At 73.1% G+C, this 24,874-nt stretch carries 20 protein-coding genes; 8 read left to right on the forward strand and 12 right to left on the reverse strand.

Annotation, left to right across the window (positions count from 1 at the left end; genetic code table 11):
* Positions 1-35 precede the first annotated feature (35 nt).
* The 3 genes from ACWEV0_RS10320 to pdhA (ACWEV0_RS10330) are packed head-to-tail and all read right to left on the reverse strand — an operon-like array spanning position 36 to position 3,641.
* Positions 36-1,439 (reverse strand): dihydrolipoamide acetyltransferase family protein, encoded by a 1,404-nt coding sequence (locus ACWEV0_RS10320; RefSeq protein WP_453148195.1) that lies wholly within the window; start codon positions 1,437-1,439, stop codon positions 36-38.
* A 10-nt stretch (positions 1,440-1,449) separates the two neighbouring features.
* Positions 1,450-2,430 carry an alpha-ketoacid dehydrogenase subunit beta gene (locus ACWEV0_RS10325; RefSeq protein WP_453148197.1) on the reverse strand — a complete coding sequence of 327 codons (981 nt, stop codon included), beginning with the start codon at positions 2,428-2,430 and terminating at the stop codon, positions 1,450-1,452.
* Positions 2,431-2,432: 2 nt separating this feature from the next.
* Positions 2,433-3,641 carry a pyruvate dehydrogenase (acetyl-transferring) E1 component subunit alpha gene (gene pdhA, locus ACWEV0_RS10330; protein ID WP_451610152.1) on the reverse strand — a complete coding sequence of 403 codons (1,209 nt, stop codon included), beginning with the start codon at positions 3,639-3,641 and terminating at the stop codon, positions 2,433-2,435.
* Between the two features lie 338 nt (positions 3,642-3,979).
* On the opposite strand from pdhA (ACWEV0_RS10330), the gene ACWEV0_RS10335 reads away from it, so the two are divergent.
* The 3 genes from ACWEV0_RS10335 (at position 3,980) to ACWEV0_RS10345 (ending at position 6,213) form a co-directional block, all read left to right on the forward strand.
* Complete coding sequence (locus ACWEV0_RS10335) at positions 3,980-4,645, forward strand: response regulator (protein ID WP_453148200.1); 666 nt, start codon at positions 3,980-3,982, stop codon at positions 4,643-4,645.
* 80 nt (positions 4,646-4,725) lie between these two features.
* Positions 4,726-5,139: a pyridoxamine 5'-phosphate oxidase family protein gene (locus ACWEV0_RS10340; protein ID WP_453148202.1), complete on the forward strand. Its 414-nt coding sequence runs from the start codon at positions 4,726-4,728 to the stop codon at positions 5,137-5,139.
* Positions 5,140-5,154: 15 nt separating this feature from the next.
* A complete protein-coding gene (locus tag ACWEV0_RS10345) occupies positions 5,155-6,213 on the forward strand; it encodes a phosphotransferase (RefSeq protein WP_453148204.1) in 1,059 nt (352 codons plus the stop codon).
* A gap of 4 nt (positions 6,214-6,217) precedes the next feature.
* Here the strand turns inward: ACWEV0_RS10345 and ACWEV0_RS10350 are convergent, their stop codons facing one another.
* Positions 6,218-7,948, reverse strand: coding sequence for a protein kinase domain-containing protein (locus ACWEV0_RS10350; RefSeq protein ID WP_453148206.1), 1,731 nt, complete (start codon positions 7,946-7,948; stop codon positions 6,218-6,220).
* Between the two features lie 274 nt (positions 7,949-8,222).
* Between ACWEV0_RS10350 and ACWEV0_RS10355 the strand changes: the two genes are divergently transcribed.
* A complete protein-coding gene (locus ACWEV0_RS10355) occupies positions 8,223-9,863 on the forward strand; it encodes a protein kinase domain-containing protein (protein WP_453148208.1) in 1,641 nt (546 codons plus the stop codon).
* Positions 9,864-10,013: 150 nt separating this feature from the next.
* Here the strand turns inward: ACWEV0_RS10355 and ACWEV0_RS10360 are convergent, their stop codons facing one another.
* A complete protein-coding gene (locus ACWEV0_RS10360) occupies positions 10,014-10,493 on the reverse strand; it encodes a hypothetical protein (protein WP_453148210.1) in 480 nt (159 codons plus the stop codon).
* A 381-nt stretch (positions 10,494-10,874) separates the two neighbouring features.
* Between ACWEV0_RS10360 and ACWEV0_RS10365 the strand changes: the two genes are divergently transcribed.
* The 4 genes from ACWEV0_RS10365 (at position 10,875) to ACWEV0_RS10380 (ending at position 15,981) form a co-directional block, all read left to right on the forward strand.
* Positions 10,875-11,510 (forward strand): PadR family transcriptional regulator, encoded by a 636-nt coding sequence (locus ACWEV0_RS10365; protein WP_453148212.1) that lies wholly within the window; start codon positions 10,875-10,877, stop codon positions 11,508-11,510.
* Between the two features lie 190 nt (positions 11,511-11,700).
* A complete protein-coding gene (locus ACWEV0_RS10370) occupies positions 11,701-12,444 on the forward strand; it encodes an ABC transporter ATP-binding protein (RefSeq protein WP_453148214.1) in 744 nt (247 codons plus the stop codon).
* Positions 12,441-15,338, forward strand: coding sequence for an FtsX-like permease family protein (locus tag ACWEV0_RS10375; protein ID WP_453148216.1), 2,898 nt, complete (start codon positions 12,441-12,443; stop codon positions 15,336-15,338). Before ACWEV0_RS10370 ends, ACWEV0_RS10375 begins: the two co-directional genes overlap by 4 nt.
* A gap of 88 nt (positions 15,339-15,426) precedes the next feature.
* A complete protein-coding gene (locus ACWEV0_RS10380; RefSeq protein ID WP_453148218.1) occupies positions 15,427-15,981 on the forward strand; it encodes a bacterial proteasome activator family protein in 555 nt (184 codons plus the stop codon).
* A 162-nt stretch (positions 15,982-16,143) separates the two neighbouring features.
* On the opposite strand, the gene ACWEV0_RS10385 is transcribed toward ACWEV0_RS10380, so the two are convergent.
* From ACWEV0_RS10385 to pdhA (ACWEV0_RS10415), 7 genes are all read right to left on the reverse strand, one after another.
* Positions 16,144-17,139, reverse strand: coding sequence for an NAD(P)H-quinone oxidoreductase (locus tag ACWEV0_RS10385; protein ID WP_453148220.1), 996 nt, complete (start codon positions 17,137-17,139; stop codon positions 16,144-16,146).
* Between the two features lie 36 nt (positions 17,140-17,175).
* Complete coding sequence (locus ACWEV0_RS10390) at positions 17,176-18,261, reverse strand: potassium channel family protein (protein WP_453148222.1); 1,086 nt, start codon at positions 18,259-18,261, stop codon at positions 17,176-17,178.
* A complete protein-coding gene (locus ACWEV0_RS10395) occupies positions 18,258-19,895 on the reverse strand; it encodes a molybdopterin-binding protein (RefSeq protein ID WP_453148290.1) in 1,638 nt (545 codons plus the stop codon). The genes ACWEV0_RS10390 and ACWEV0_RS10395 overlap by 4 nt, the downstream gene beginning before the upstream one ends.
* A 2-nt stretch (positions 19,896-19,897) precedes the next feature.
* Positions 19,898-20,935 carry a DUF6457 domain-containing protein gene (locus tag ACWEV0_RS10400; protein WP_453148224.1) on the reverse strand — a complete coding sequence of 346 codons (1,038 nt, stop codon included), beginning with the start codon at positions 20,933-20,935 and terminating at the stop codon, positions 19,898-19,900.
* 208 nt (positions 20,936-21,143) lie between these two features.
* The gene (locus tag ACWEV0_RS10405; RefSeq protein ID WP_453148226.1) at positions 21,144-22,511 is read right to left on the reverse strand and encodes a dihydrolipoamide acetyltransferase family protein; all 1,368 of its coding nucleotides are present in this window, start codon (positions 22,509-22,511) and stop codon (positions 21,144-21,146) included.
* Entirely contained in the window at positions 22,511-23,539 is a 1,029-nt protein-coding gene (locus ACWEV0_RS10410) for an alpha-ketoacid dehydrogenase subunit beta (protein ID WP_453148228.1), read from the reverse strand. The genes ACWEV0_RS10405 and ACWEV0_RS10410 overlap by 1 nt, the downstream gene beginning before the upstream one ends.
* Positions 23,536-24,699: a pyruvate dehydrogenase (acetyl-transferring) E1 component subunit alpha gene (pdhA, locus tag ACWEV0_RS10415; RefSeq protein ID WP_453148230.1), complete on the reverse strand. Its 1,164-nt coding sequence runs from the start codon at positions 24,697-24,699 to the stop codon at positions 23,536-23,538. The genes ACWEV0_RS10410 and pdhA (ACWEV0_RS10415) overlap by 4 nt, the downstream gene beginning before the upstream one ends.
* Positions 24,700-24,874 lie beyond the last annotated feature (175 nt).

A 24,874-nucleotide genomic window follows, 5' to 3' on the forward strand; every position in this document is an offset into this window, starting at 1 on the left:
GTGAAACGGTCAGACCGGGGTGTTACCCCCGGGCGTCACGCCCAGGTGATGAGCCGCTTCGGCTCCTCCAGGATCGCGGCGACGTCGGCGAGGAACTTGGAGCCGAGTTCGCCGTCGACCAGGCGGTGGTCGAAGGAGAGCGCCAGGGTGGTGACGTGACGCGGCTTCACCTTGCCCTTGTGGACCCAGGGCTGGAGCTTGATCGCGCCGACCGCGAGGATCGCGGACTCGCCCGGGTTGAGGATGGGCGTACCGGTGTCGACGCCGAAGACGCCGACGTTGGTGATGGTGAAGGTGCCGCCCTGCATGGCCGCCGGGGTGGTCTTGCCCTCGCGGGCGGTGGCGACCAGCTCGCTCAGGGACTTCGACAGCTCCGGCAGGGTCTGGGCGTGCGCGTCCTTGATATTCGGCACGATCAGACCGCGCGGGGTGGCCGCGGCGATGCCCAGGTTGACGTAGTGCTTGAGCACGATCTCCTGGTTCGCCTCGTCCCAGGCCGCGTTGATGTCCGGGTTGCGCCGGACGGCGACCAGGACGGCCTTGGCGACGAGGAGGAGCGGGTTGACCCGCAGACCCGCCATGTCCTTGTCGGACTTGAGCTCCTCGACCAGCTTCATCGTGCGCGTGATGTCGAAGGTGATGAACTCGGTGACGTGCGGGGCGGTGAAGGCCGAGCCGACCATCGCCGCGGCCGTGGCCTTCCGTACGCCCTTGATGGGGATACGGGTCTCCCGGCCGTCCGTCGCGACTGCGACGGGGGCGGGGGCCTGGACCGGGGCGGGGGCCGCCGGAGCCACCGGGGCCGGGGCCTCGGTCACCGGCGCGGCCGGCGCCGGGGCCGCCGCGCGGTGCACGTCCTCGCGGGTGACGATGCCGTCCGGGCCGGTCGGGGTGACCGTCGCCAGGTCGACGCCGAGGTCCTTGGCGAGCTTGCGCACCGGCGGCTTGGCCAGCGGGCGGTCGGCGACGGCGGGGCCGTGGCCGTTCAGCTGCTCAGGCACGACCGCCGCGGCCACCGGGGCCGCCGTCGCCGTCTTGCGCGCGCGGCGCTTGGTGGACGACGCGGACACGCCGTAGCCGACCAGGACCGGTTGGCGGCCCTCGGCCGCCGGCTCCTCGGCGGCCGGCTCCGGCACGGGTGCCTGCGCGGGCGCCGCGGCCACGGCCGGCGCGGCCGGCGCCTCGGGCTCGGCGCCGCCGCCCACGTTCACCGTGATGATGACCTCGCCGACGGCGACCGTCGTGCCCTCGGGGAAGCGCAGCTCGTGCACGGTGCCGTCGAACGGGATCGGGAGTTCGACAGCGGCCTTCGCCGTCTCGACCTCGATCACGACCTGGCCGTCGGTGACCGTCTCACCGGGCTGGACGTACCACTTGAGGATCTCGGCCTCGGTCAGGCCCTCGCCCACGTCGGGCATCTTGAATTCGCGGATCGTCATCGTGCTCTCCTCAGAACGCCAGCGAGCGGTCGACGGCGTCGAGCACGCGGTCCAGGCCCGGCAGGTACTCCTCCTCCAGGCGCGCCGGCGGATACGGCGCGTGGTAGCCGCCGACCCGCAGGACGGGGGCCTCCAGGTGGTAGAAGCAGCGTTCGGTGATCCGGGCGGCGATCTCCGCGCCGGAGCCGAAGAAGACCGGGGCCTCGTGGACGATGACCAGACGGCGGGTCTTCTCGACCGACGCCTGGATCGTGTCGAAGTCCAGCGGCGAGATCGAGCGCAGGTCCAGGACCTCGACCGACTTGCCCTCCTCGGCGGCCGCGGCGGCGGCCTCCAGGCAGGTCTTCACCATCGGGCCGTACGCGGCGAGCGTCAGGTCCGTGCCCTCGCGGGCGACCCGGGCCTTGTGCAGCTCGCCCGGGATGGCCTCGGTGTCGACGTCGCCCTTGTCCCAGTAGCGGCGCTTGGGCTCGAAGAAGATGACCGGGTCGTCGCTCTGGATCGCCTGCTGGAGCATCCAGTAGGCGTCGGAGGAGTTCGCCGGGGTGACGACCTTGAGGCCCGCGACGTGCGCGAAGAGCGACTCGGGGGACTCGGAGTGGTGCTCGACGGCGCCGATGCCACCGCCGTAGGGGATGCGGATGACGACCGGCATCTTCACGGTGCCGAGCGAGCGGGCCCGCATCTTCGCCAGCTGGGTGACGATCTGGTCGTACGCCGGGAAGACGAAGCCGTCGAACTGGATCTCCACGACCGGGCGGTAGCCGCGCAGCGCGAGGCCGATCGCGGTGCCGACGATGCCGGACTCGGCGAGCGGGGTGTCGATGACCCGGTCCTCGCCGAAGTCCTTCTGCAGGCCGTCGGTGATCCGGAAGACACCGCCGAGCTTGCCGACGTCGAGGCCCATGACGACGACCTTGGGGTCGGTCTCCAGGGCCTTGCGGAGCGACTCGTTGAGCGCCTTCGCGAGGGGAAGCTTCTGAACAGCCATGATTACTCGGCCTCTCCGCCCTCGAAGGACGCCTGGTACGCGACGAACTGGGCGCGCTCCTCGTCGACGAGCGCGTGCCCGTCCGCGTACACGTTGTCGAAGATCGCCGTGTGCTCCGGGACGGGCATGGCGCGGACGGCCTCGCGGACGCGCTTGCCGAGCGTCTCGCTCTCCGTCTCCAGCTCCTCGAAGAAGGCGGCGTCGGCGTGGCCCTCGTTCTCCATGTAGGCCTTGAGGCGCGCGATCGGGTCCTTGGCCTCCCACTCCTCGCGCTCCGCGTCGCGGCGGTAGCGGGTCGGGTCGTCGGAGGTGGTGTGGGCCGCCATGCGGTAGGTGAACGCCTCGATGAGGGTCGGGCCCTCGCCGCGGCGGGCGCGCTCCAGGGCGGCGCGGGTGACCGCCAGGCAGGCCAGGACGTCGTTGCCGTCGACCCGGACGCCGGGGAAGCCGAAGCCGCGGGCGCGCTGGTAGAGCGGGACGCGGGTCTGCTTCTCGATGGGCTCGGAGATGGCCCACTGGTTGTTCTGGCAGAAGAACACGACCGGGGCGTTGTAGACCGCGGAGAAGACGAACGACTCGTTGACGTCGCCCTGGCTGGAGGCGCCGTCACCGAAGTACGCGATCACGGCGGAGTCCGCGCCGTCCTTGGCGACGCCCATGGCGTAGCCGGTGGCGTGCAGCGTCTGCGAGCCGAGCACGATCGTGTACAGGTGGAAGTTGTTGCTGTTGGGGTCCCAGCCACCGTTGTTCACACCGCGGAACATGCCGAGCAGGTTGGTGGGGTCGACCCCGCGGCACCAGGCGACACCGTGCTCGCGGTAGGTGGGGAAGACGTAGTCGTCGTCCCGCAGGGCGCGGGCGGAGCCGATCTGGGCCGCCTCCTGGCCGAGCAGCGAGGCCCACAGGCCCAGCTCGCCCTGCCGCTGCAGGGAGGTGGCCTCGGCGTCGAAGCGGCGGCTGAGGACCATGTCGCGGTAGAGACCGCGCAGCTCCTCGGCCGTCAGGTCGATGTCGTACTCGGGGTGGTGGACCCGCTCGCCCTCGGGCGTCAGCAGCTGGATGAGCTCCGGCTCCTGGGGACCCTGGGGCTGCTGCGGGGACTGGGCCTTGGCGGCCGGCTTGGCACTCGTCTTCTTGGTGGCGCTGCTTGCGGTGCGCTTGGTGCCGCTGCTGCGCGTCGTCTTTCGCGCGGCAGTGCTTTCCACGGTCACGTGCGTGCTCCTCCGTCGGTCCGGCTCCCGGGGTTACCGGGGAAGCCAGTGCGGCTCCGCCTTGTCCGTGCCATCGCACGGGGTGGGTGCGACGCGGCCGGGTCGGGCGTGACAGGTGTCCCGGTGAGCGCCGTCATAGGCACGTTACCCACCCCGCGACATTTCCGCGAAACCCCACTTGACCTGCGATTTTGCTTGGATTTCCAAGTAAATCGAGAAAAGGGGAACTCTCCGCTGGTCAGGACGTGGACAACGGGCCCGACGCCGTCGTCGGAACACCCGGGAGGTTATCTCGGCCACCCCGGGCGCGGGAAGAGCCAATATGTGAGACTGACCCCGTGCGCGAAGAAGGAAAAATCACGGTATTTCTGCTGGACGACCACGAAGTCGTGCGGCGCGGCGTCCACGAGCTGCTCTCCGTGGAGTCCGACATCGAGGTCGTCGGCGAGGCCGGTACCGCCGCGGACGCGCTGGTCCGGATTCCCGCGGTCCGCCCCGATGTGGCCGTGCTCGACGTGCGCCTGCCGGACGGCAGCGGCGTCGAGGTGTGCCGTGAGATCCGCTCCGCGGACGATTCGATCAAGTGCCTGATGCTGACCTCGTACGCGGACGACGAGGCCCTTTTCGACGCGATCATGGCCGGGGCCTCGGGTTATGTCCTGAAAGCCATTCGCGGAAACGAACTCCTGAATGCCGTCCGGGATGTCGCCGACGGCAAGTCACTGCTCGACCCGGTGGCCACCGCGCGGGTCCTGGAGCGGCTGCGCGACGGCAACGGCGGGAAGGGCGACGACCGGCTCGCCCATCTCACCGAGCAGGAGCGCAGGATCCTCGACCTGATCGGCGAGGGCCTGACCAACCGGGCCATCGGCGAGCGGCTCCACCTCGCGGAGAAGACCATCAAGAACTACGTCTCCAGCCTGCTGTCGAAGCTGGGCATGGAGCGGCGCTCGCAGGCCGCCGCGTACGTGGCGCGGATGCAGGCCGAGCGCAGCCACTACTGACGCGTTCGGGACCTACGTCCCCTCCGGACCGGGGCGGGGGCCCCTTTCCGCCCGGGTGCCGTTGGCGGAGAGTGGTACCCATGCCCACCGACGAGCTCCGCGCCATCGAGCTGCTGACCCGTGTGTCGTACGGGCGGGTCGCCACGAGCATGCGGGCGATGCCGTTCGTGGCCCCGGCCCGGCACGTCGTGGACGGCGACGGCGTCCTGATCCGGCTCCACCGGGGCCTCGGCTACCACCGGGCCTGCAACGGCAGCGTCGTCGCGTACGGGGCGGACAACCTGAACTCCGGCGCGGCCGAACTGTGGTCCGTGCAGTTCACCGGCACCGCGGAGATCGTCGAGCCGACCACGGAGCAGCTGGCCGCCTTCGGCCCGGGCCCGCGCACGGTGGACGGCGAGCCCTTCGACCCGGTCTTCATGCGCGTCGAGCCCCGGTTCGTCACCGTGCACTCGCTCGACTGTTCGGACGAGGAAACCCACCACGCAGCGTGATCTAACATCTGCGGAGTGTTGCGCTCATATGCACCCCGCACTTTCGCGTCCCGCCCCTCCGGGCCCCCGCATCCGCCCGTCGGCCCCCTGCTGCGCCGCTACACGGACGCGGGCGAACCGCTGTCCTGCGAACCCGTCGCCCAGGGCTTACTGAACCGGGGGTACCGGCTCGCCACCACCCGCGGCCGCTACTTCCTCAAACAGCACCTGGACGCCCGCACCGCCGACCGGGACACCATCGTGCGCCAGCACCGGGCCACCGAGCGGCTGCACGCCCTCGGCCTGCCCGTCGCCCCGCCGCTGCCCGACGCCACCGGCCGCACCGTCGCCGTCATCGGCGGCCACTGCTACGCCCTGCACCCCTGGATCGACGGCCGGCACCGCGACGGCGCCCAGCTCTCCACCGCCGGCTCGCGCCGCCTCGGCACCCTCCTCGGACACGTCCACACCAGCCTGGACCGGATCATGGAGCCGCCGGCCCGCTCTCCCACACCGGACGGCGGCCACGAGAGCGCCCGCCCCGAGGACACCTTCCGGCTCATCGACGAGCTGCTGCGGCTCGTCCGGGCCCGACGGCACCGCGACGGCTTCGACGAGCTGGCCGAGCACCGGCTGCGCGAGCGCCGGGTGCTGCTCGCCGCCCACGCCCACCGCCGCCCGCCGTCGGCCGCCGCGACCGGCTGGGTGCACGGCGACTTCCACCCCTTCAACCTGCTCTACCGCGGCGCCGAACCCGCCGCGATCGTCGACTGGGACCGGCTGGGCGTCCGCCCGCGCGCCGAGGAGGCGGTCCGGGCCGCCGCGATCTTCTTCGTACGGCCGGCGGGCGAGCTGGCCCTCGACAAGGTGCGGGCGTACGCGCGGGCCTACCGGCGGGCGGCGGGCGCGGACCGCGCCGAGCTGGCCGCGGCGGTCGACCGGGTGTGGTGGGAGCGCCTCAACGACTTCTGGACCCTGCGCTGGCGCTACCAGCTGAACGACCACAGGGCCGACCCGCTGTTCCCTGCGGTGTCGGCCCTGGTGGTGTGGTGGACCCGCGAGTACGAAGCGGTGCGCGACGCGTTCGCGGGGTGAGCGGTCAGCGGGTGGTGCCCGCGACGGTGCCGCTGGTCGTGCCCGACGAGGTGCCGGTGCCGGAGGTCGTACCGGTCGTGGTGCCCGTCGACGTGCCGCCGTCGGACGTGCCGGTCGTGGTCCCGCCGTCGCTGGTGCCGGTCGACGTGCCGCCGTCGGACGTGCCGGTCGTGGTCCCGCCGTCGCTCGTACCGGTCGACGTGCCGCCGTCGCTCGTGCCCGTCGACGTGCCGCCGTCCGACGTGTCCGTCGGGTCCGTCGACGGCTCGTCCGTGGGCGTGGGTTCGGTCGTCGGGTTGTACGTCGGCTTGTACGTCGGCGTGTACGGCTGGTCGTTGCCGCCGCCCGACGACGAGTCGTCCGGCGTCTCGGTGTCCTCCGACGGCTCGTCCGAGGGCTCCGGCGACTCGCTCTGCGTGGACGGCGAGTCGGTGACCGCCGGCTGCTTGGTGTTGCCGCCGTCGTCCTTCTTGCCGGCCGCATCGATCGCGTACACGACACCCGCGACCATCGCGATCAGCGCGAGCGCGAGGAACAGCACGATCTTGCCGCGCCCGCCCTTGCCGCCCTGAGCCCCGTACGCGCCGCCGTCCGGCCCGTAGCCACCGGAGCCGCTGTCGTAGCCCCCGTAGCCGCCGGCCGCGCCGTCGTCCGGGTTCATCGGCGGCAGGATCGGGCCCTGCGCCGTGTCGTGGTTCATGGGGTGACCCATGCCGTGGCCCATGCCCATCACGGCCGTCGCGCCGACCGGGGAGTGGCCGCCGGGCGGGGTGTGCCCGCCGTCGTACATCTCGACGGGACCGGTGTTCCAGCGGCCGGTGTGCCCGCCCTGGTCCTGGAGCATCTGCAGCCCGTACTGGATCAGGCCGCGCATCTCCTCGGCGCTCTGGAAGCGGTCGTCCGGGTCCTTCGCGAGCGAGCGCATGACCAGGCCGTCCAGCTCCGGCGGCGCCGCCTGCGCCACGTCGGACGGCGGGATCGGCGCGTCCTGCACGTGCTGGTAGACCACCGACAGCGGGGTCTCGCCGGTGAACGGCGGGCGCAGCGCGAGCAGTTCGTAGAGCAGACAGCCCGTCGCGTACAGGTCGGAGCGGTGGTCGACGGCCTTGCCGAGCGCCTGTTCGGGGGAGAGGTACTGCGGCGTGCCCATGACCATGCCGGTCTGGGTCATCGTCGTCGAAGCGCCGTGCAGGGCGCGGGCGATGCCGAAGTCCATCACCTTCACCGCGCCGGTGTCGGTGATGATCACGTTCGCCGGCTTGATGTCCCGGTGCACGATGCCGTGCTGGTGGGAGTAGGCGAGCGCCTCCAGGACGCCGGAGACGATGATCAGGGCCTGCTCGGGACCGGGCGCCTCGGCGCTGATCAGCAGGTCGCGGATGGTGCGGCCCTCGACCAGCTCCATCACGATGTACGGCACGGACTTGTCGCCGACGACGTCCTCGCCCGAGTCGTACACGGCGACGATCGCATGGTGGTTGAGGCCGGCGACCGACTGCGCCTCGCGCGTGAAGCGGGCCTTGGAGACCGGGTCCTCGGCGAGGTCGGGGCGCAGCAGCTTCACGGCGACCGTGCGCCCGAGCCGTACGTCCTCGGCGGCGAACACCTCGGCCATGCCGCCGCGGCCCAGACGGTGGGTCAGCCGGTAGCGGCCGTCTCCGACGACGCCGCCGAAGCCCCAGGACTCGGCCGACGCGTCCGGCACACCGCCACCTGCTCCGGATTCGGGTGCCATCAGTCCTCGCCGTCGTCTCTCGTGCCGTGTCCAGTCGTCACGCTACAGGCTCCGTACGACATCACGGTCCGCACTTGACCGGCCATCCCACTCCACACACGTACACCTGTGCAAATCCCGTGGTGTTCCCGTCACGCTTCCGGCAGCACGGCTGTGCGGAGGGTCACGGAACGGGTACCGAACCGGTGCGCGGCTTGACGTGTCTGCGCCCTCGGGCAGACTTGGCCGAGAAATTCCGATCAGCGCCGCCGCGCGCGCGTAGGGGGAAGCACAGATGAGCCAGGACGGCGCACAGGGCCGCTATGCGGGCGGTTCGGTCGCGGGTGGCCGCTACCAACTGCGTGACCTGCTCGGCGAGGGCGGCATGGCGTCGGTGTACCTGGCCTACGACAGCGCCCTCGACCGCCAGGTCGCGATCAAGACACTTCACACCGAGCTCGGCCGCGAACAGTCCTTCCGCGAACGGTTCCGGCGCGAGGCGCAGGCTGTTGCGAAGTTGTCGCACACCAACATCGTCTCGGTCTTCGACACCGGCGAGGACACCCTCGACGGCGCCGTCATGCCGTACATCGTCATGGAGTACGTGGAGGGCCAGCCGCTCGGCTCGGTGCTCGCCGCCGACGTGCAGCAGTACGGGGCGATGCCGGCCGACAAGGCGCTGAAGGTGACGGCCGACGTGCTGGCGGCCCTGGAGACCAGCCACGAAATGGGCCTGGTCCACCGGGACATCAAGCCGGGCAACGTGATGATGACCAAGCGCGGCGTGGTCAAGGTCATGGACTTCGGCATCGCCCGCGCCATGCAGTCCGGCGTCACCTCGATGACCCAGACCGGCATGGTCGTCGGCACCCCGCAGTACCTCTCCCCCGAGCAGGCCCTGGGCCGCGGCGTCGACGCCCGCTCCGACCTGTACTCGGTCGGCATCATGCTCTTCCAGCTGCTGACGGGCCGGCTGCCGTTCGACGCCGACTCGCCGCTGGCCATCGCGTACGCACACGTCCAGGAGGAGCCGGTCGCGCCCTCCTCGGTCAACCGCTCGGTGACCCCGGCGATGGACGCGCTCGTCGCCCGCGCGCTGAAGAAGAACCCGAACGAGCGCTTCCCGAGCGCCGCCGCCATGCGCGACGAGTGCCTGCGGGTGCTCTCCGCCGGGCAGACCGGCGCGCCGATGATCGTCGCGGGCGGCCCGGTCCAGAGCGGCTCCGGCGTCGGCTCGGCGGTCTTCCCGCCGGTCGGCCAGACCCCGCCGCCGGCCACGCACGGCGTGCAGACCCCGTACCAGCCGGTCCCGCAGGCGAACCCGTACGGCGCGCCGACCCCGGCGCCCGCGCCCTCGTACGGCTACCCGCAGCAGGCCCCGGCCTACCAGACCCCGCCCCCGGCCTTCCAGATGCAGGCACCGGCGCCCACGCCCGCCCCCGGGCCGTACACCGTGCAGCAGCCGGCGCCCACGGGCGGTGGCGGCGGCGGGCAGAGCGGCATGAACAAGATCGTCATCGGCGCGATCGGGCTGCTGGTGGTCGTGGGCGTGATCGTGGGCGTCTCGATCATGAACAAGGACTCGGACGACAACGCGGGCAACGACAACGGTCCGAGCCAGAGCGCGAGCAGCGCGGCCGGCCACAAGGGCCCGGACCTCACCAAGACCATCGACACCAAGAAGTGCACGGAGCCGAACGAGTCGGACTCGGACCCCGACAAGTTCGAGGTCCCGGACTTCACCTACAAGAACCTCCAGTCGGTGAAGGACTGCATCCAGGCCGCCGGCTGGAAGGTGAAGGCCGAGTCGTCCGTCGACGAGAACACCTACGGCGAGGGCACGGTCATCACGCAGTACCCGCGCCAGGGCACGGAGATCTCCAAGGACGACGCCGAGTTCACCTTCGAGGTGTCGACGGGCAACCCGGCGCAGTAGCGCCGACCCCGCCCCTGTCCGGCCCCTTTCCGGCCCTGGTCCCGGCCCCTGGATCCCCTAGCGGACGACTCCGGGTGCCGGGTCCGTCCCGTCGTGTGACGCTGAGTCGAACGGCTCGACGGCTCGGTACGGGCTCGGCACGGGAGGGGGTCACCCGGTGGCTCCAGGACTCCGCGCGACGAGGACGCGGGTGCTCGCACCCGCCCTCGCCTGCTGTTTCACGGCATGTGCGGTGCCGGTCGCGGTCCAGGCCGCGTACGGTGCCGAGGCCACGCCCGCGACCTCGGCGAGCACGGCGAGCACCTCGGCCCCGGTGAGCACGTCGGCGCCGGCCGCCACGCGCACCCCGCCGCCACCCTCGGCCGGCGGCGGCTCCACGACGCCCTCCGCCAGGCCCTCCGCGACCGTCTCCCCCGCGCCCGCCCCGAGCGGTTCCGCCGTCCCCTCGGGCTCGCCCAAGCCGGCGGAACAGTCCGAGCCGACGGAATCGGCCGAGCCGGCGGAGTCGTCCGAGCCCGCCGAACCCTCCGAGCCGCCCGCGCCCAGCGACACCGCGGCGCTCGCGGGGCGCCCGGCGGGGGAGGGCCGGGAGCGTCCCGGGCGGCCCGCCGCCGCGCCCGAGTCGCCCACGCCGACGGATCCGGCGCCTCCCTCTCGTACCAAAACGGCAACAGAGGAGGAGCCCGCCGCGGAGCCCGGCGAGGGCGTCGGCGCGGTCCCTGAGACGGACGTCCCCGGCGGACGGACCACGCCCGCCGCCGATCCGGCGGCCGCGCCGCGGATCGGCGCCGAGGCCGCCACGTCCCTCTCCGACCGGCGGTTTCCCGTGCTCACCCTGGGAATCGGGCTCGCACTGGTCGGGCTCGGGATCGGCTTCCTCGGGCTCCGGATGCGGCGCCGCTGAGTGCTTCGGCGCGGGCCTCAACCGGCCCGGGCCCCCCTTGAGTCGGACCCCGCGCGTCCGCCTCAGGTCGCTTGGCAGCGTCGACATACTCGGTATACATACTGAGTATGTCGATCCGCCACGGGCTCCTCGCCCTCCTCGAACACGGCCCGCGCTACGGCTCCCAGCTCCGTACGGAGTTCGAGTCCCGTACCGGCTCCACCTGGCCGCTGAACGTGGGCCAGGTCTACACGACCCTCAGCCGGCTCGAACGGGACGGGATGGTCGTGCAGGACGGCGAGGACGAGGCCGGGCACGCGCTCTACGCGATCACCGACGACGGCCGCGCCGAGCTGCGCACCTGGTTCGAGCGGCCCGTGGACCGGACCAGTCCGGCCCGTGACGAGCTGTCCATCAAGCTCGCCATGGCCGTCGGGGCGCCCGGGGTCGACATCCGCGACGTCATCCAGTCCCAGCGCCGGCACACCGTGCAGGCCATGCAGGACTACACCCGGCTCAAGGCGCAGGCCATCAGCGCCGTCGAGAAGAACGGGGCCCGGGCCCGCGACGACGTCGCCTGGCTGCTCGTCCTGGAGCAGCTGATCTTCCAGACCGAAGCGGAGGCGCGCTGGCTCGACCACTGCGAGTCCCGGCTGATCCGCCTCTCGGCCGCCGCGGCCGTGAACCCGGAGACGACACCGTCACCACCGTCACCACCGGCCACGCCGGCCCGGCCGCGCACCGGCTCCGCCTACCGGCGCTGAGCCACCAGAACCGCGTACCTCTCTTCCCAGAAGTACTTCGCCCCAGCGCGGTACTTCGTCCCAGAGCAGTACTTCGTCCCAGACCAGACAAACCCAGACCAGACCCAGACCAGACCCAGACCGTACGCCCGGCTCCGCCAACGGCCGCCCGCCACGCGGCCGTCCGAGGCGTACCCCGAGGGGGATCTCCATGTCCGTACAGCAACAGCCACAGCCCGTGCTGCGTCTGCACAACCTGACCCGTGTGCACGGCTCCGGCGCCACCGAGGTGCACGCCCTGCGCGGCATCGACCTCGACGTCTTCCCGGGTGAACTCGTCGCCGTCATGGGCCCGTCCGGCTCCGGCAAGTCCACCCTGCTGACCATCGCCGGCGGCCTGGACACCCCCACCTCGGGCCAGGTGATCGTCGAGGGCACCGACATCACCACCGCGGGCCGCAAGGAGCTCGCCGCGCTCCGCCGCCGCAGCATCGGCTACGTCTTCCAGGACTACAACCTCATACCGGCGCTCACCGCCGCCGAGAACGTGGCCCTGCCCCGCGAACTGGACGGCGTCTCCGCCCGCAAGGCCCGCGCCGAGGCGCTCGCCGCGCTGACGGAGATGGAGCTCGGCCATCTCGCCGACCGCTTCCCCGACGAGATGTCCGGCGGCCAGCAGCAGCGCGTGGCCATCGCCCGCGCCCTGGTCGGCGACCGCCGTCTCGTCCTCGCCGACGAGCCCACCGGCGCCCTCGACTCCGAGACCGGCGAGTCCGTGCTCGCCCTGCTGCGCTCCCGCTGCGACGCCGGTGCAGCCGGCATCCTCGTCACCCACGAGCCGCGGTTCGCCGCCTGGGCCGACCGCGTGGTGTTCCTGCGGGACGGCGCCGTCGTCGACCAGACCGTACGCAGCGAGGCCGACTCGCTCCTGAGCGGCCGGGCGGGGCAGCGGTGACGACCTGGTTCCACTCCTGGCGGGCCGCGATCCGGATCGCCCGCCGCGACGCCTGGCGCTCCAAGGGCCGCAGCTTCCTCGTCCTCGCGATGATCGCCCTGCCGATCCTGGGCGTGAGCGCCTTCTCGCTGACCTTCCGCAGCGCCGAACTCACCCCGGTGCAGAAGCTGGAGCGCGACATCGGCGCTGCCGACGCCCGCTTCAGCGACGCCCAGACCGACGGCACGCCGATCATGCAGGACCCGAACGGCGAACAGAGCACCACCGTCGAGGACTACTCGAACGGCAACAAGCCCTGGCCCGACGGCCCGACCGACGTCCGCAAGACCATCCCGGCCGGCTCCACGGTCCTCACCGACAGCTCCGGCACCGCCAAACTGACCACCGCCTACGGGCTGCTGAGCACCGACGTCCGCGAGCTGAAGGCCGCCGACCCGGTCGCCCGGGGCATCATGCGGCTGCTCGACGGCCGCTTCCCGGAGAAGGCCGACGAGGTCGCCGTGACCACGCGCTTCCTGGAGTCCAGCGGCCTGAACATCGGCTCCACGCTCTCCGCCCGCGGCTTCGACCGCCTGTACACGATCACCGGTGTGTACGAGCTGCCCAGCGACCTCAAGCAGGAGCAGGTCAACGCGCTGCCGGGCGCCTTCCTGAAGCCGTACGGCGTGGCCGTCGAGAAGTCCGGCCTGCCGGCGCCCGGTTACTCCATCACGTACCTGGTGAAGCGGGCCGGGGCATCCGACACGTCCGCGTCCGGTGGTTTCACGTGGAACATGGTCAAGCAGATCAACGCCAAGGGCGTGCAGGTCGTTTCGCGCGCCGTGGTGCTGAACCCGCCGCCGGACTCCGAGGTGCCGCTCTACCAGCGCGACGGCTGGGGCGAGTTCCAGGAGAGCACGGCCGCCAAGGCCGCCGCGCTCGCCGCCGTCGGCACCGTGGTCGGTCTCGCGATGCTGGAGATCTGTCTGCTCGCCGGCCCCGCCTTCGCCGTCGGCGCCCGCCGCTCCCGCCGCCAGCTCGGTCTGGTGGGAGCCAACGGCGGTGCCCGCAGCCACATCCGGGCCATCGTGCTGAGCGGCGGTCTGGTCATCGGCGTCGCCGCGGCCGTCGTCGGCACGGTCCTCGCCATGATCCTGACCTTCGCGCTCCGGCCGTACCTGGAGGAGTACATGGGGCAGCGGTTCGGCGGCTTCACCGTCCGACCGCTCGAAATCCTCGGGATCGCCGCGCTGGCCGTCCTCACCGGTCTGCTCTCCGCGATCGTCCCGGCGGTCACCGCCTCCCGGCAGACCGTGCTGGCCTCCCTCACCGGCCGCCGCGGGGTGCGCCGCAGCAGCCGGGTGCTGCCGCTGGTCGGTCTCGTCGCACTGCTGCTCGGTGCCGCGATCGCGCTGTACGGCTCGGTCGTCACCGACCAGTTCATCATCGTGGCGGGCGGCTCCGCCCTCGCCGAGCTGGGCGTGGTCGCCATGACCCCGGCCCTGGTGGGCCTCTTCGGCCGCGCCGGCCGCTGGCTGCCGCTGTCGCCGCGGCTCGCGCTGCGCGACGCCGTGCGCAACCGCGGCCGCACGGCACCCGCCGTCGCCGCCGTGCTGGCCGCCGTCGCGGGCACGGTCGCCGTGTCCACGTACGCGGCGAGCAGGGACGCCCAGGACGAGGCCGGGTACCACGCGACGCTGCCCTACGGAGCCGTCTCCGTGTTCACCGGCGAGGAGGGCGGGCGGGACGTCCCGGCGGCCCGGGAGGCCGTGCAGCGCACCTTTCCCGTCGACGTCCGCGCCGACGTCTCCCGGATCGCCGTCGGCCGCACCGGCTGCTCGACCTGGGACGCCAGCCCCGGCTGCGGCACCTACGAGGTCGTCGTCCCGGACGCCAACCAGTGCCCGCTGTGGACCGCGGCGAACGGCTCCGACGACGACCCGGCGTCGAAGTTCACCAAGGAACAGCGGCGCGCGCTCGCCAAGGACTGGCGCTGCGCCACGGGTGACAGCGGCGCTGCCGTCCCCACCGAGGGCAACCTGCTGATCGCCGACGCTACGCTGCTCAAGGTCCTCGGCATCACGGACCCCGGCGCCGTCCGGGCCCTCGCCGACGGCAGGTACGTCAGCTTCGACCGGAGGCAGGTCGACCAGGCCGGCAAGGTCGGCATCAAGCTGGTCAGCGACAACCAGGCCGCCCAGCGCGCCGCGGAGCAGAACAAGCCGACGCCCGGCGTGCTGAAGACCTTCACCGCCTACCCGGTGCCCGGCTCCCCGAACGCCTACGGCGTGCAGGGCGTGCTCAGCCCCGCCGCCGCCAAGGCCGCCGGAATCGCCACCGTCCCGCTCGGCTCGTTCTTCACCACCGACCGGATGCCGAGCACGGAGCAGCAGCAGAAGCTCGACGCCGAGCTCGCCAAGCTCGGCGGCAAGATCGACCTCACCCTGGAGCAGGGCTACGTCAGCGAGAACAGCATCGTCCTGATCGCGCTGACCATCTTCGCGGGCCTGGTCACCATCGGCGCCGCCGGCATCGCCACCGGCCTCGCCCAGGCCGACGCCGAGGCCGACCTGAAGACGCTCGCCGCGGTCGGGGCCCCGCCCCGCGTACGGCGCATCCTCAGCGGCTTCCAGTGCGGGGTGGTCGCGGCCATGGGCGTGCTGCTCGGCTCGCTCGCCGGCGTGCTGCCCGCGATGGGTCTGCGGCTCACCGACGAGCGCCAGCAGCTGGCGTACTACCAGGAGAGCCTCGACAACGGCTGGGGCGGTGTGACGGACGGCCCGCCGTACGTGCCGATCGTCGTGCCCTGGACGACTCTCGCCGCGCTCCTGGTGTTCGTGCCGCTCGGCGCCGCGCTGCTCGCGGCCCTGGTGACCCGCTCCCGCGGGGCGCTGGCCCGCCGCGCCGCGCACTGAGACACATGTCCTGCCCCTGGAGGAGGGTGGATCACCCTCCTCCAGGGGCACACCGTGTGATGAGGCATGTGTGCGAGAGAATGGCGGCATGGATATGCCGAGGAATGACAGGTCGCAGGAGAGCAGCCCCAAGGTCCTCGTAGTGGGCCAGGACGGGATGCCGCTCGGCGGCACTCAGGGTGACGACGAACCCCGCGAGGTCCCGGTGACGGAAATGGTGGAGCAGCCCGCGAAGGTCATGCGCATCGGCAGCATGATCAAGCAGCTGCTGGAGGAGGTCAGGGCGGCACCTCTCGACGAGGCCAGCCGCGTCCGGCTCAAGGACATCCACGCCAGCTCGGTGAAGGAGCTGGAGGACGGGCTCGCCCCGGAACTGGTCGAGGAACTGGAGCGGCTCTCCCTGCCGTTCACCGACGAGGCCATCCCCTCGGAGTCGGAACTGCGCATCGCGCAGGCCCAGTTGGTCGGCTGGCTCGAAGGGCTCTTCCACGGCATTCAGACGGCGCTGTTCGCCCAGCAGATGGCGGCCCGCGCCCAGTTGGAGCAGATGCGCAGGGCGCTCCCGTCGGGCGCGCCGCACGACGATGACGACGACCACGGCCCGCACCACGGCCGGGCGGTCGGCTCCGGCCCGTATCTGTAGACGACCAGGGCCGAACGAGTCGGGGCCCGGGCCACGGTGAATTCCGCGGCCCGGGCCCCGTCGTATGCGGCTACGCGCACGGCGCGGTCGCACGTGCGGCGCTGTTGGCGCGCGGCCTACGCGGTGAGCGCGGCCTACGCGATCGCGCTGTCGGCGCGCGGCCTACGGGGTCGGCGCGTTCGGCGCCAGGAGCAGCACCTTGCCGACGTGACTGCTCGCTTCGACGGCCCGGTGGCCCTCGGCGGCGTCCGCCAGCGGCACCGTGCGGTCCACGACCGCGGTGACCGTGCCCGCCTCGACCAGCGGCCAGACGTGCTCGCGGACGGCGGCCACCACCGCCGCCTTCTCGCTCAGCGGGCGGGCGCGCAGGGTCGTCGCCAGGACGGCGGCGCGCTTGGCCATCAGGGCGCCGAGGTTCAACTCGCCCTTGACGCCGCCCTGGAGACCGATGACGACGAGCCGGCCGTTGACGGCGAGGGCCTTGATGTTCCGGTCCAGGTACTTGGCGCCGACGATGTCCAGGATGACGTCCGCCCCGGCCCCGTCCGTGGCCTTGTGGAGCTCCTCGACGAAGTCCTGCTCGCGGTAGTCGATGAGGATGTCCGCGCCGAGCTCGGCGCAGCGGGCCAGCTTTTCGGCGCTGCCGGCGGTGACCGCGACCCGGGCGCCGACGGCCTTGGCCAGCTGGATCGCCATCGTGCCGATGCCGCTCGCGCCGCCGTGCACCAGGAGCGTCTCGCCGGGCCGCAGATGCGCCAGCATGAAGACGTTCGACCAGACCGTGCAGGCCACCTCGGGCAGCGCGGCGGCCGTCACCAGGTCCACGCCCTGCGGCCGGGGCAGCAACTGCCCGACCGGCACGGCGACCTTCTCCGCGTAGCCGCCGCCGACGAGCAGCGCGCACACCTCGTCTCCGACGGACCAGTCCGAGACGCCGGGGCCGAGCGCGGTGATCCGGCCGGAGCACTCGAGTCCCGGGTAGCGGGAGCTGCCCGGCGGCGGGTCGTAGAAGCCCTGGCGCTGGAGCAGATCGGCACGGTTGACGGCGCTCGCCACCACCTCGACGAGGACCTCGCCCTCGGCGGGGACGGGGTCGGGCACCTCGGCCCAGACCAGCGCCTCGGGTCCGCCGGGTTCCGGAATCGTGATCGCATGCATGCCGGCGAGGCTACTCCCGGTGCCGCCCTGGTGGGTTCAGTCCTCGGCGGGATTGGTCAGCGGCATGGCCGGGGTGGCGCGCACGATGGTGATGACCCGGTCGGTGAGCTGGAGCGGGCTCGCGGCGGGGTCGTCGTAGCCGAGCAGCCGGTGGCCGCGCAGCACGCTGACCACCAGGTCCTTCGTCTCGCGCACGCTCTTGCCCGCCTCGGCCTTGGTCACCGGCCGTTCCACGAGGTCGAGTCCGGAGCCCTGTTGGATGAGGTCTTCCATCACCGTGCCCGCGCTGGGGCTGAGGACGGAGAGGCCGAGCAGCCGGCCGGCGGCGCTGGCGCTGGTGATCACGGCGTCGGCCCCGGACTGGCGCAGCAGCGGGGCGTTCTCCTCCTCGCGGACCGCGGCCACGATCTTCGCGCCCTTGTTGAGCTGGCGGGCCGTCAGTGTGACCAGGACGGCGGTGTCGTCGCGCTGGGTGGCGACGACGATCTGACGGGCCTTCTGCACCTCGGCGCGCAGCAGCACGTCACTGCGGGTCGCGTCGCCGACCACGCCGACGAAACCGTCGGCGTTGGCCGCCTCGATGACCTTGGTCGCCGGGTCGACGATGACGATCTGGTCCTTGCGCAGTCCGGTCGCGCACAGCGTCTGGATCGCCGAGCGCCCCTTGGTGCCGAAGCCGACGATGACGGTGTGGTCGCGCAAGGTGGCCCTCCAGCGTTTCCGCCGGAACTCCTCCCGGGTCCGTTCCGTCAGGACCTCGAGGGTGGTTCCGACCAGGATGATCAGAAACAGCACGCGCAGCGGCGTGACCAGCAGGATGTTCGCGAGCCGCGCCGAGTCGCTGTACGGGACGATGTCGCCGTAGCCCGTGGTGGAGAGCGTGACGGTCGCGTAGTAGACGCTGTCGAGGAAGTCGACTGTCCCGTCGGCGTTGTCGTGGTAGCCGGACCGGTCGAGATAGACGATGAGCACCGTCGCGACCAGCACGCCGAGCGCCATCAGGAGCCGCTTGGCGACCTGCTGCAGGGGCTTCTCGACCACCCGCCGGGGCAGCCTGAGCCGGGCGCCCACCACCCGCTCGTCGGCCTGCCGGGCCATCGCGTCACGGCTGGGAAGTTTCACGTGAAACGTCCTCCGCCGGGGGCGTCTGCCGACAGGCCGGCCGTGGCCGGCCAGGGCAGGTCGAGCACGTCGAGCGACTGCCCGGGCCGGGCCCCGCCGGGCGGGATCACGGCCATGCCGTGGGCTGCGGCGATGCTCCGGAGCATCGCGGGGCCGTTGTAGTGCAGCGGTACGGCCTCGGCGCCGCGCACCAGGACAGGGACGAGCCGGGTGTCGTACGGATGGCCGTGCACCTCGTCGCGTACGACCGCCCGGTACGGGGCCGGGGCGGGCCGCCCGGCCAGCGTGCGCAGCAGTGGCTCGGCGAGCGTGAGCAGCCCGGAGACGGCGGCGAGCGGGTTGCCGGGCAGTCCGACGAGATGGCGGCCGTCCGCGAGCCGGGCCAGGAGCATCGGGTGGCCGGGGCGGACCTTCACGCCGTCGACGAGCAGGGTCGCGCCGGCCTTCGCGAGCACCGGATGGACGTGGTCGACCGGCCCGGCGGCGGTGCCGCCGGTGGTGACGACCACGTCGGCGGCGGAGCCGGTGACCGCCGCGTACAGCGCCTCGGCGTCGTCGCCGATCCGGCGGGTGCCGAGGACCTCGACGCCGAGCGCCCGCAGCCACGGGGCGAGCAGCGGACCGAGCGCGTCACGGATCAGGCCCTCGTGGGGCAGTCCGGAGGTCAGCAGCTCGTCGCCGAGGACGAGGACCTCGACGCGGGGGCGCGGATGCACGGACAACTCGTCGTAGCCGGCCGCGGCGGCCAGCCCGAGCACGGCCGGGGTCACCGTGCTCCCGGCGGGCAGCAGCCGGTCGCCGGTGCGGCACTCCTGGCCGCGCGGACGGATGTCCTGGCCCGGGACGACGTCGCGCAGGGCGTGGAGCCGGCCTGCGGTGCGGGCGCTGAGGGTGCTGTCGGTGGTGCCGTCGGCCCGGTCCGTGCTGTCGGTACGGGAGTGCTCGCTGCGGACCACGGCGGTGGTCCCGGCCGGCACCCGGCCGCCGGTCGCGATCCGTACGGCGTCGCCGTCGGCAAGGGCCCCGGCGGGGGCGTGCCCGGCGAGGACCGCGCCCTCGGGGTCGATCCGCCAGGGGCCGGGCCCGGCGACCGCCCAGCCGTCCATGGCGGAGGTGTCGAAGGACGGCAGATCGGTGAGCGCCTCCAGCGGCCCGGCCAGTACCCGCCCGAGCGCCTCGGCCAGCGGCACCGCCTCGGGCGTTCGGCCCGCCGCCGCCCTTTCCCCGGCCAGCGTGGCGAGCGCCCGGGCGTCGGGCCAGGGGGTGGCGCGGTGTCGCTCGGTGGCGGCTGTGGGCACCTGGGGAGCCGGGGGGTCGGAGGGGGCTGTGGGCGCCTGGGAGGACGTGGGTTCCGCGGGGGCCGTGGGTTCCGCTGGGCCCGTGGGCTCGGCGGAGCCCCGGGGAGGTTCGGCTGGGGCCTGGGAGGCCGTAGGGGCCAGGGAGGCCGTGCACCCCTGGGAGTCCGCGGGCTTCTCCGGGGCCTTGGGGTCCACAGGCACCATGGGCTCCGCCGACGCCTGGGTCCGGTTCCGGCCGACGAGCGCGATGGCCTCGTCGATACCGTCGTCAGGCATCTCGGCGTCGGACGGCTGTGCGGCGGGCCTCTCGGCGCCGTCGGGCGCGCGCTCGGTCATGGTCATCCGGCCTCGTCCTGCTCGGCGGCCCACCGCTGGGCCAGCGCGGCCGCCTTGTGCGCGGCCTCCGCCACGGCCTCCGGGCCGCCCTTGCCGCCGGCCGCCTGCGCCGCCGCGTACCCGACCAGGAACGTGGTCAGCGGCGCGGCGGGCCGTGCGACGCCGTGCGCCGCGTCCCGCGCCAGGTCCAGCAGCACGTTCGTGTCGACGTCCAGGTCGATGCCCAGCTCGTCCTTGACCGCGGTGATCCATTCGTTCAGCACGTGCCCATGCTCCCTGATCCGCGCACGGGCCGCTGCGATGTCCTCCCAGGTGTCGCAGTCGAAGGACGCGCCCAGGGCGTCCCCCGACTCGGTCGCCGCCACGCGGACAACGGTCAGGGCACCCGTGACCAGGCGCAACGGCAGCCCGGTGAGGGTGCCGCGCTCGGCCGCGAGCCCCGCGAGCACCCGTCGCAAGGCCCCGGCCCGGTACACGGCGACGAGCGGCTGCTCCCGCCCGTCCGCGTCGACGGTGACCGCCGCCTCCGCCCGGGGCTCCGCGTCGAGCGCGGCCACGAGCCGCCGGGCGGTGCCGGGTGCGAAGAAGGGAAGGTCTGCGGAGAGGAGGAGGATGAGGGGCGCGGGGACGTCCGGGCCGGTGCCGGGGGCCGAAGCGCCGGAGACCCGCGCGGCGGCGGCGTCCTTGCCCACGTCCGTGCCGACATCCGGGCTCCCGCCCAAGCCGACGTCCGGGCCGACGTCCGCACCCACGTCCGAGCCCTCGGAGGGCCCTGCGGGCGTCCCGCCGGCGAGGCGGCGCAGGCCCGCGTCGAGCGCGGCGACGGGGCCGCCGCCGGGCGGGTCCTCGCGGGTCCATTCGACGGGTCGGGCGGTGGCCCGCGGCGCGGCGACGACCACGGTGCGCCCGGCGTCGCGGCAGCCCGCGAGGACCCGGTCGAGCAGGGCGCGGCCCCCGACCCGTACGCCGGGCTTGTCGGCCCCGCCGAGCCGCCGGGCCGAGCCTCCCGCGAGCACGATGGCGTCGTAAGCGGTCGTCATCCCAGCAGTATGGTCCGGGATCGCCCGGCCATGGCCGGGTCGTCTCACGGAAGGAGACGACCCTGGGCCGAACGGTCCGGGGCCCGGCGTGGGGTTGGGCCCCGGACGAGGCCGCCGGGAACCGGCCGGGCCCCTTGCCCTGCCGGCTTCCGCCCCGGCGGAGTCGGTGCGGTCCTGCGATCCCGCATGCAGTCCCGCGGTCGTGCGGTCAGAGCGTGCGCAGCAGCACCGCCGGGTTCTCGACGCAGTCCGCGACATAGCGCAGGAAGCCGCCGGCCGTCCCGCCGTCGCAGACCCGGTGGTCGAAGGTGAGCGACAGCTGCACCACCTGACGGACCGCCAGCTCACCTTGGTGCACCCACGGCTTGGGCACGATCCGGCCGACGCCGAGCATGGCCGCCTCGGGGTGGTTGATGATCGGCGTGGAGCCGTCGACCCCGAACACCCCGTAGTTGTTCAGCGTGAACGTGCCACCGGTCAGGTCCGCCGGGGTCAGGGACCCGGCCCGCGCGGCCTCGGTCAGCCGGGCGAACTCGGCGGTCAGCGACTCGGCCGTGCGGCCGCCCGCGTCCTTGACGACGGGGACGACCAGACCGCGCTCGGTCTGGGCCGCGAACCCGAGGTGCACGGACGGCAGCCGGACGATCTCCCGCGCGGCCGTGTCGACCGTCGAGTTGAGCTCCGGGAAGCGGGACAGGGCGTGCGTGCAGATCCGGGCGAGCAGCGCGAGGACGGAGATCTTCGGTCCGCCCGCCGCGTTCATCGCCGCCCGTGCGGCCATGAGTTCGGTCGCGTCGGCGTCCACCCAGCAGGTCGCGTCGGGTATCTCCGTACGGCTCCGGGACAGCTTGTCGGCGACCGCGCCGCGCACTCCGCGCAGCGGGACGCGCTCCCCTGCGGCGGCCACGGCGACGCGCGCCGGTGCCGGAGCGGCCGGAGCGGCGGCCGGGGCCTCGGCGGCCCGGTCCCGTACGGCGAGCGCGTTCTCCACGTCGGCGCGCAGGATCAGCCCCTCGGGCCCCGAGCCGCGCACCTCGCGCAGGTCGAGCCCCCGGTCCCGGGCGAGCTTGCGCACCAGCGGCGAGATGACGGCCACGGGCCCCTGCGGCGCGGCGACCTGCGCCGGAGCCGGGATCACGGGAGCGGGCGCGGGTGCGGCGGCCACGGGCGGCTCGCGCCGGACCCGGCGGCGCCGGGCGGCGGGCCCGGTGGTGCCGTAGCCGACGAGGACGTTGCCCGAGTACTCGGAGGACTCGGCGTCCGACGCCTTCGGAACCTGCGGGGCCTTCGAGGGCTCCGGGGCCTCGGCCGCGCCGGTCCGCTCCGGGGAGCCGCCGACGGCGACCGTCAGGAGCGGGGCGCCGACGGGCAGTTCGGTCCCCTCGTCGCCGAAGCGGGCGGTGACCACACCGCCGTACGGGCAGGGCACCTCCACCATCGCCTTGGCCGTCTCGACCTCGACGACCGGCTGGTCGATGGTGACGACGTCGCCGACGTCGACGAGCCAGCGCACGATCTCGGCCTCGGTGAGGCCCTCGCCGAGGTCGGGCAGCTTGAATTCGAGCACCTGGGCCATCAGCTCTGCGCCTCCCACTGGAGCCGCGCGACGGCGTCCAGGATCCGGTCCACGCCCGGCAGGTGGTGGCGCTCCAGCATCGGCGGCGGGTACGGGATGTCGAATCCCGCGACCCGCAGCACCGGCGCCTCCAGGTGGTGGAAGCAGCGCTCGGTGACCCGGGCCGCGATCTCGGCGCCGGGCCCGGCGAAGCCGGTCGACTCGTGCACGACGACGGCCCGTCCGGTGCGCTTCACGGACGCGCAGACGGTCTCCTCGTCGAAGGGCACGAGCGAGCGCAGGTCGACGACCTCCAGGTCCCAGCCCTCGGCCGTGGCCGCCTCGGCGGCCTCCAGGCACACCGGCAGGGACGGGCCGTAGGTGATGAGGGTGGCACTGGTGCCGGGGCGGCGCACGACCGCCTTGCCTATCGGCTCCACGGCGGCCGGCGCCTCGGGCGACCAGTCGGACTTCGACCAGTAGAGCCGCTTGGGCTCCAGGAAGACCACCGGGTCGTCGGAGGCGATGGCGGCCCGCAGCAGCCCGTAGGCGTCCTCGACGGTCGCCGGCGCCACGACGTGGAGGCCGGGGGTGGCCATGTAGTAGATCTCGGAGGAGTCGCTGTGGTGCTCGACGCCGCCGATTCCGCCGCCGTACGGCACGCGGACCACGAGCGGCATCGGCATCGCGCCGCGGGTGCGGTTGCGCATCCGCGAGACATGGCTGATGAGCTGCTCGAACGCCGGGTAGGCGAAGGCGTCGAACTGCATCTCGACGACCGGCCGGAGCCCGTACATCGCCATGCCGACGGCCGTGCCGAGGATGCCCGCCTCGGCCAGCGGGGTGTCGGTGCAGCGGTCCTCGCCGAACTCCTTCGCGAGCCCGTCGGTGACGCGGAAGACGCCGCCGAGCGTGCCGACGTCCTCGCCCATCACATGGACGGTCGGGTCCTCGGCCATGGCGTCGCGCATGGCCCGCTGGAGGGCCTGCGCCATGGTCGCCGGCTTGGCCGCCTTGGCGGATCGCCTCGCTGTGGCCTGGGTGGTCATCCCGCCTCACTCTCGGCGTCGAGCTCCGCCCGCAGCTGCTCCGCCTGCTCGCGCAGCTGCGCGGTCTTCTCGGCGTACACGTGGGCGAACAGGTCCATCGGGTCGAGCACGGGGTCGGCGTTCATCCGCTCGCGCAGCCGTGCCGCCATCTCCTCGGCGTCCTCGGCGGCGGCGCGCCGGCCGTCCTCGTCGAGCAGTCCGCGCTCGGTCAGCTCCCGCTCCAGGATCAGGACCGGGTCGTGCGCCTTCCACGCCTCGACCTCGGCGTCGCCGCGGTAGCGGGTGGCGTCGTCGGCGTTGGTGTGGGCGTCGATCCGGTACGTGACGGCCTCGACGAGCGTGGGTCCGCCGCCGCGCCGGGCGCGGGCGACGGCCTCGGTGAGGACCTGGTGGACGGCGACCGCGTCGTTGCCGTCGACGAGCCGGCCCGGCATCCCGTACCCGACGGCCTTGTGGGCGAGGGAGGGCGCGGCGGTCTGCTTGGCGAGCGGCACGGAGATCGCGAAGCCGTTGTTCTGCACCAGGAAGACCACCGGGGCCTGCCAGACCGCGGCGAAGTTCAGCGCCTCGTGGAAGTCGCCCTCGCTGGTGCCGCCGTCGCCGACCATGGCGAGCGCCACGACGTCGTCGCCCTTCAGCCGGGCGGCGTGGGCCAGGCCCACGGCGTGCGGGAGCTGGGTCGCGAGCGGCGTGGACAGCGGGGCTATGCGGTGCTCGCGCGGGTCGTAGCCGGTGTGCCAGTCGCCGCGCAGCAGCGTCAGTGCCTGCACGGGGTCGAGCCCGCGGGCGACGGCCGCGAGCGTGTCGCGGTACGAGGGGAAGAGCCAGTCCCGCTCCTCCAGGGCCAGCGCGGCGGCGACCTCGCAGGCTTCCTGGCCGGTCGTGGACGGGTAGACGGCGAGCCGGCCCTGCTTGGTCAGGGCCGTGGCCTGCGCGTTGTACCGGCGGCCGCGGACCAGCTCCGCGTAGAGGCGGCGCAGCAGCGCGGGATCGGCATCGGCCACGGCGTCCGTGCCGAGCACGCGCAGCGGTTCCGCGTCCGGCAGCAGCGGGGCGGGGTCGACACGCGGCTGCCAGGCCGGGGGCGGGGTGGGCCGGTAGGCGCGGGGGGCACCGGGGGGCGCTTGGACTGTCGAACTGCGCTGTTGCAACGAGTCCACCTCCTCGTGGGAGCGGGCATAAGACCCGAAGGCGGGTGGCGCGAATGTGGCGCGCCTCACCTACCGATTGTTCGGTCGTGGAGGCATTTTGGCTACAGGCGCCTTCAGCCTGTGGACAAACGGTTTTCCACAGCCTGGGATGGGTGCAAGGCGTCCACGATAGAGAGGCGGGGGG

The sequence above is a fragment of the Streptomyces sp. NPDC003943 genome, from assembly GCF_053605265.1.

Bases quoted from the DNA above. Each gene is read 5' to 3' on its own strand.
- ACWEV0_RS10320 (WP_453148195.1), bottom strand. From the start codon at position 1,439: ATGACGATCCGCGAATTCAAGATGCCCGACGTGGGCGAGGGCCTGACC.
- ACWEV0_RS10325 (WP_453148197.1), bottom strand. From the start codon at position 2,430: ATGGCTGTTCAGAAGCTTCCCCTCGCGAAGGCGCTCAACGAGTCGCTC.
- ACWEV0_RS10340 (WP_453148202.1), top strand. From the start codon at position 4,726: ATGCCCACCGACGAGCTCCGCGCCATCGAGCTGCTGACCCGTGTGTCG.
- ACWEV0_RS10350 (WP_453148206.1), bottom strand. From the start codon at position 7,948: ATGGCACCCGAATCCGGAGCAGGTGGCGGTGTGCCGGACGCGTCGGCC.
- ACWEV0_RS10355 (WP_453148208.1), top strand. From the start codon at position 8,223: ATGAGCCAGGACGGCGCACAGGGCCGCTATGCGGGCGGTTCGGTCGCG.
- ACWEV0_RS10365 (WP_453148212.1), top strand. From the start codon at position 10,875: ATGTCGATCCGCCACGGGCTCCTCGCCCTCCTCGAACACGGCCCGCGC.
- ACWEV0_RS10370 (WP_453148214.1), top strand. From the start codon at position 11,701: ATGTCCGTACAGCAACAGCCACAGCCCGTGCTGCGTCTGCACAACCTG.
- ACWEV0_RS10380 (WP_453148218.1), top strand. From the start codon at position 15,427: ATGGATATGCCGAGGAATGACAGGTCGCAGGAGAGCAGCCCCAAGGTC.
- ACWEV0_RS10385 (WP_453148220.1), bottom strand. From the start codon at position 17,139: ATGCATGCGATCACGATTCCGGAACCCGGCGGACCCGAGGCGCTGGTC.
- ACWEV0_RS10395 (WP_453148290.1), bottom strand. From the start codon at position 19,895: ATGACCGAGCGCGCGCCCGACGGCGCCGAGAGGCCCGCCGCACAGCCG.
- ACWEV0_RS10400 (WP_453148224.1), bottom strand. From the start codon at position 20,935: ATGACGACCGCTTACGACGCCATCGTGCTCGCGGGAGGCTCGGCCCGG.
- ACWEV0_RS10405 (WP_453148226.1), bottom strand. From the start codon at position 22,511: ATGGCCCAGGTGCTCGAATTCAAGCTGCCCGACCTCGGCGAGGGCCTC.
- ACWEV0_RS10410 (WP_453148228.1), bottom strand. From the start codon at position 23,539: ATGACCACCCAGGCCACAGCGAGGCGATCCGCCAAGGCGGCCAAGCCG.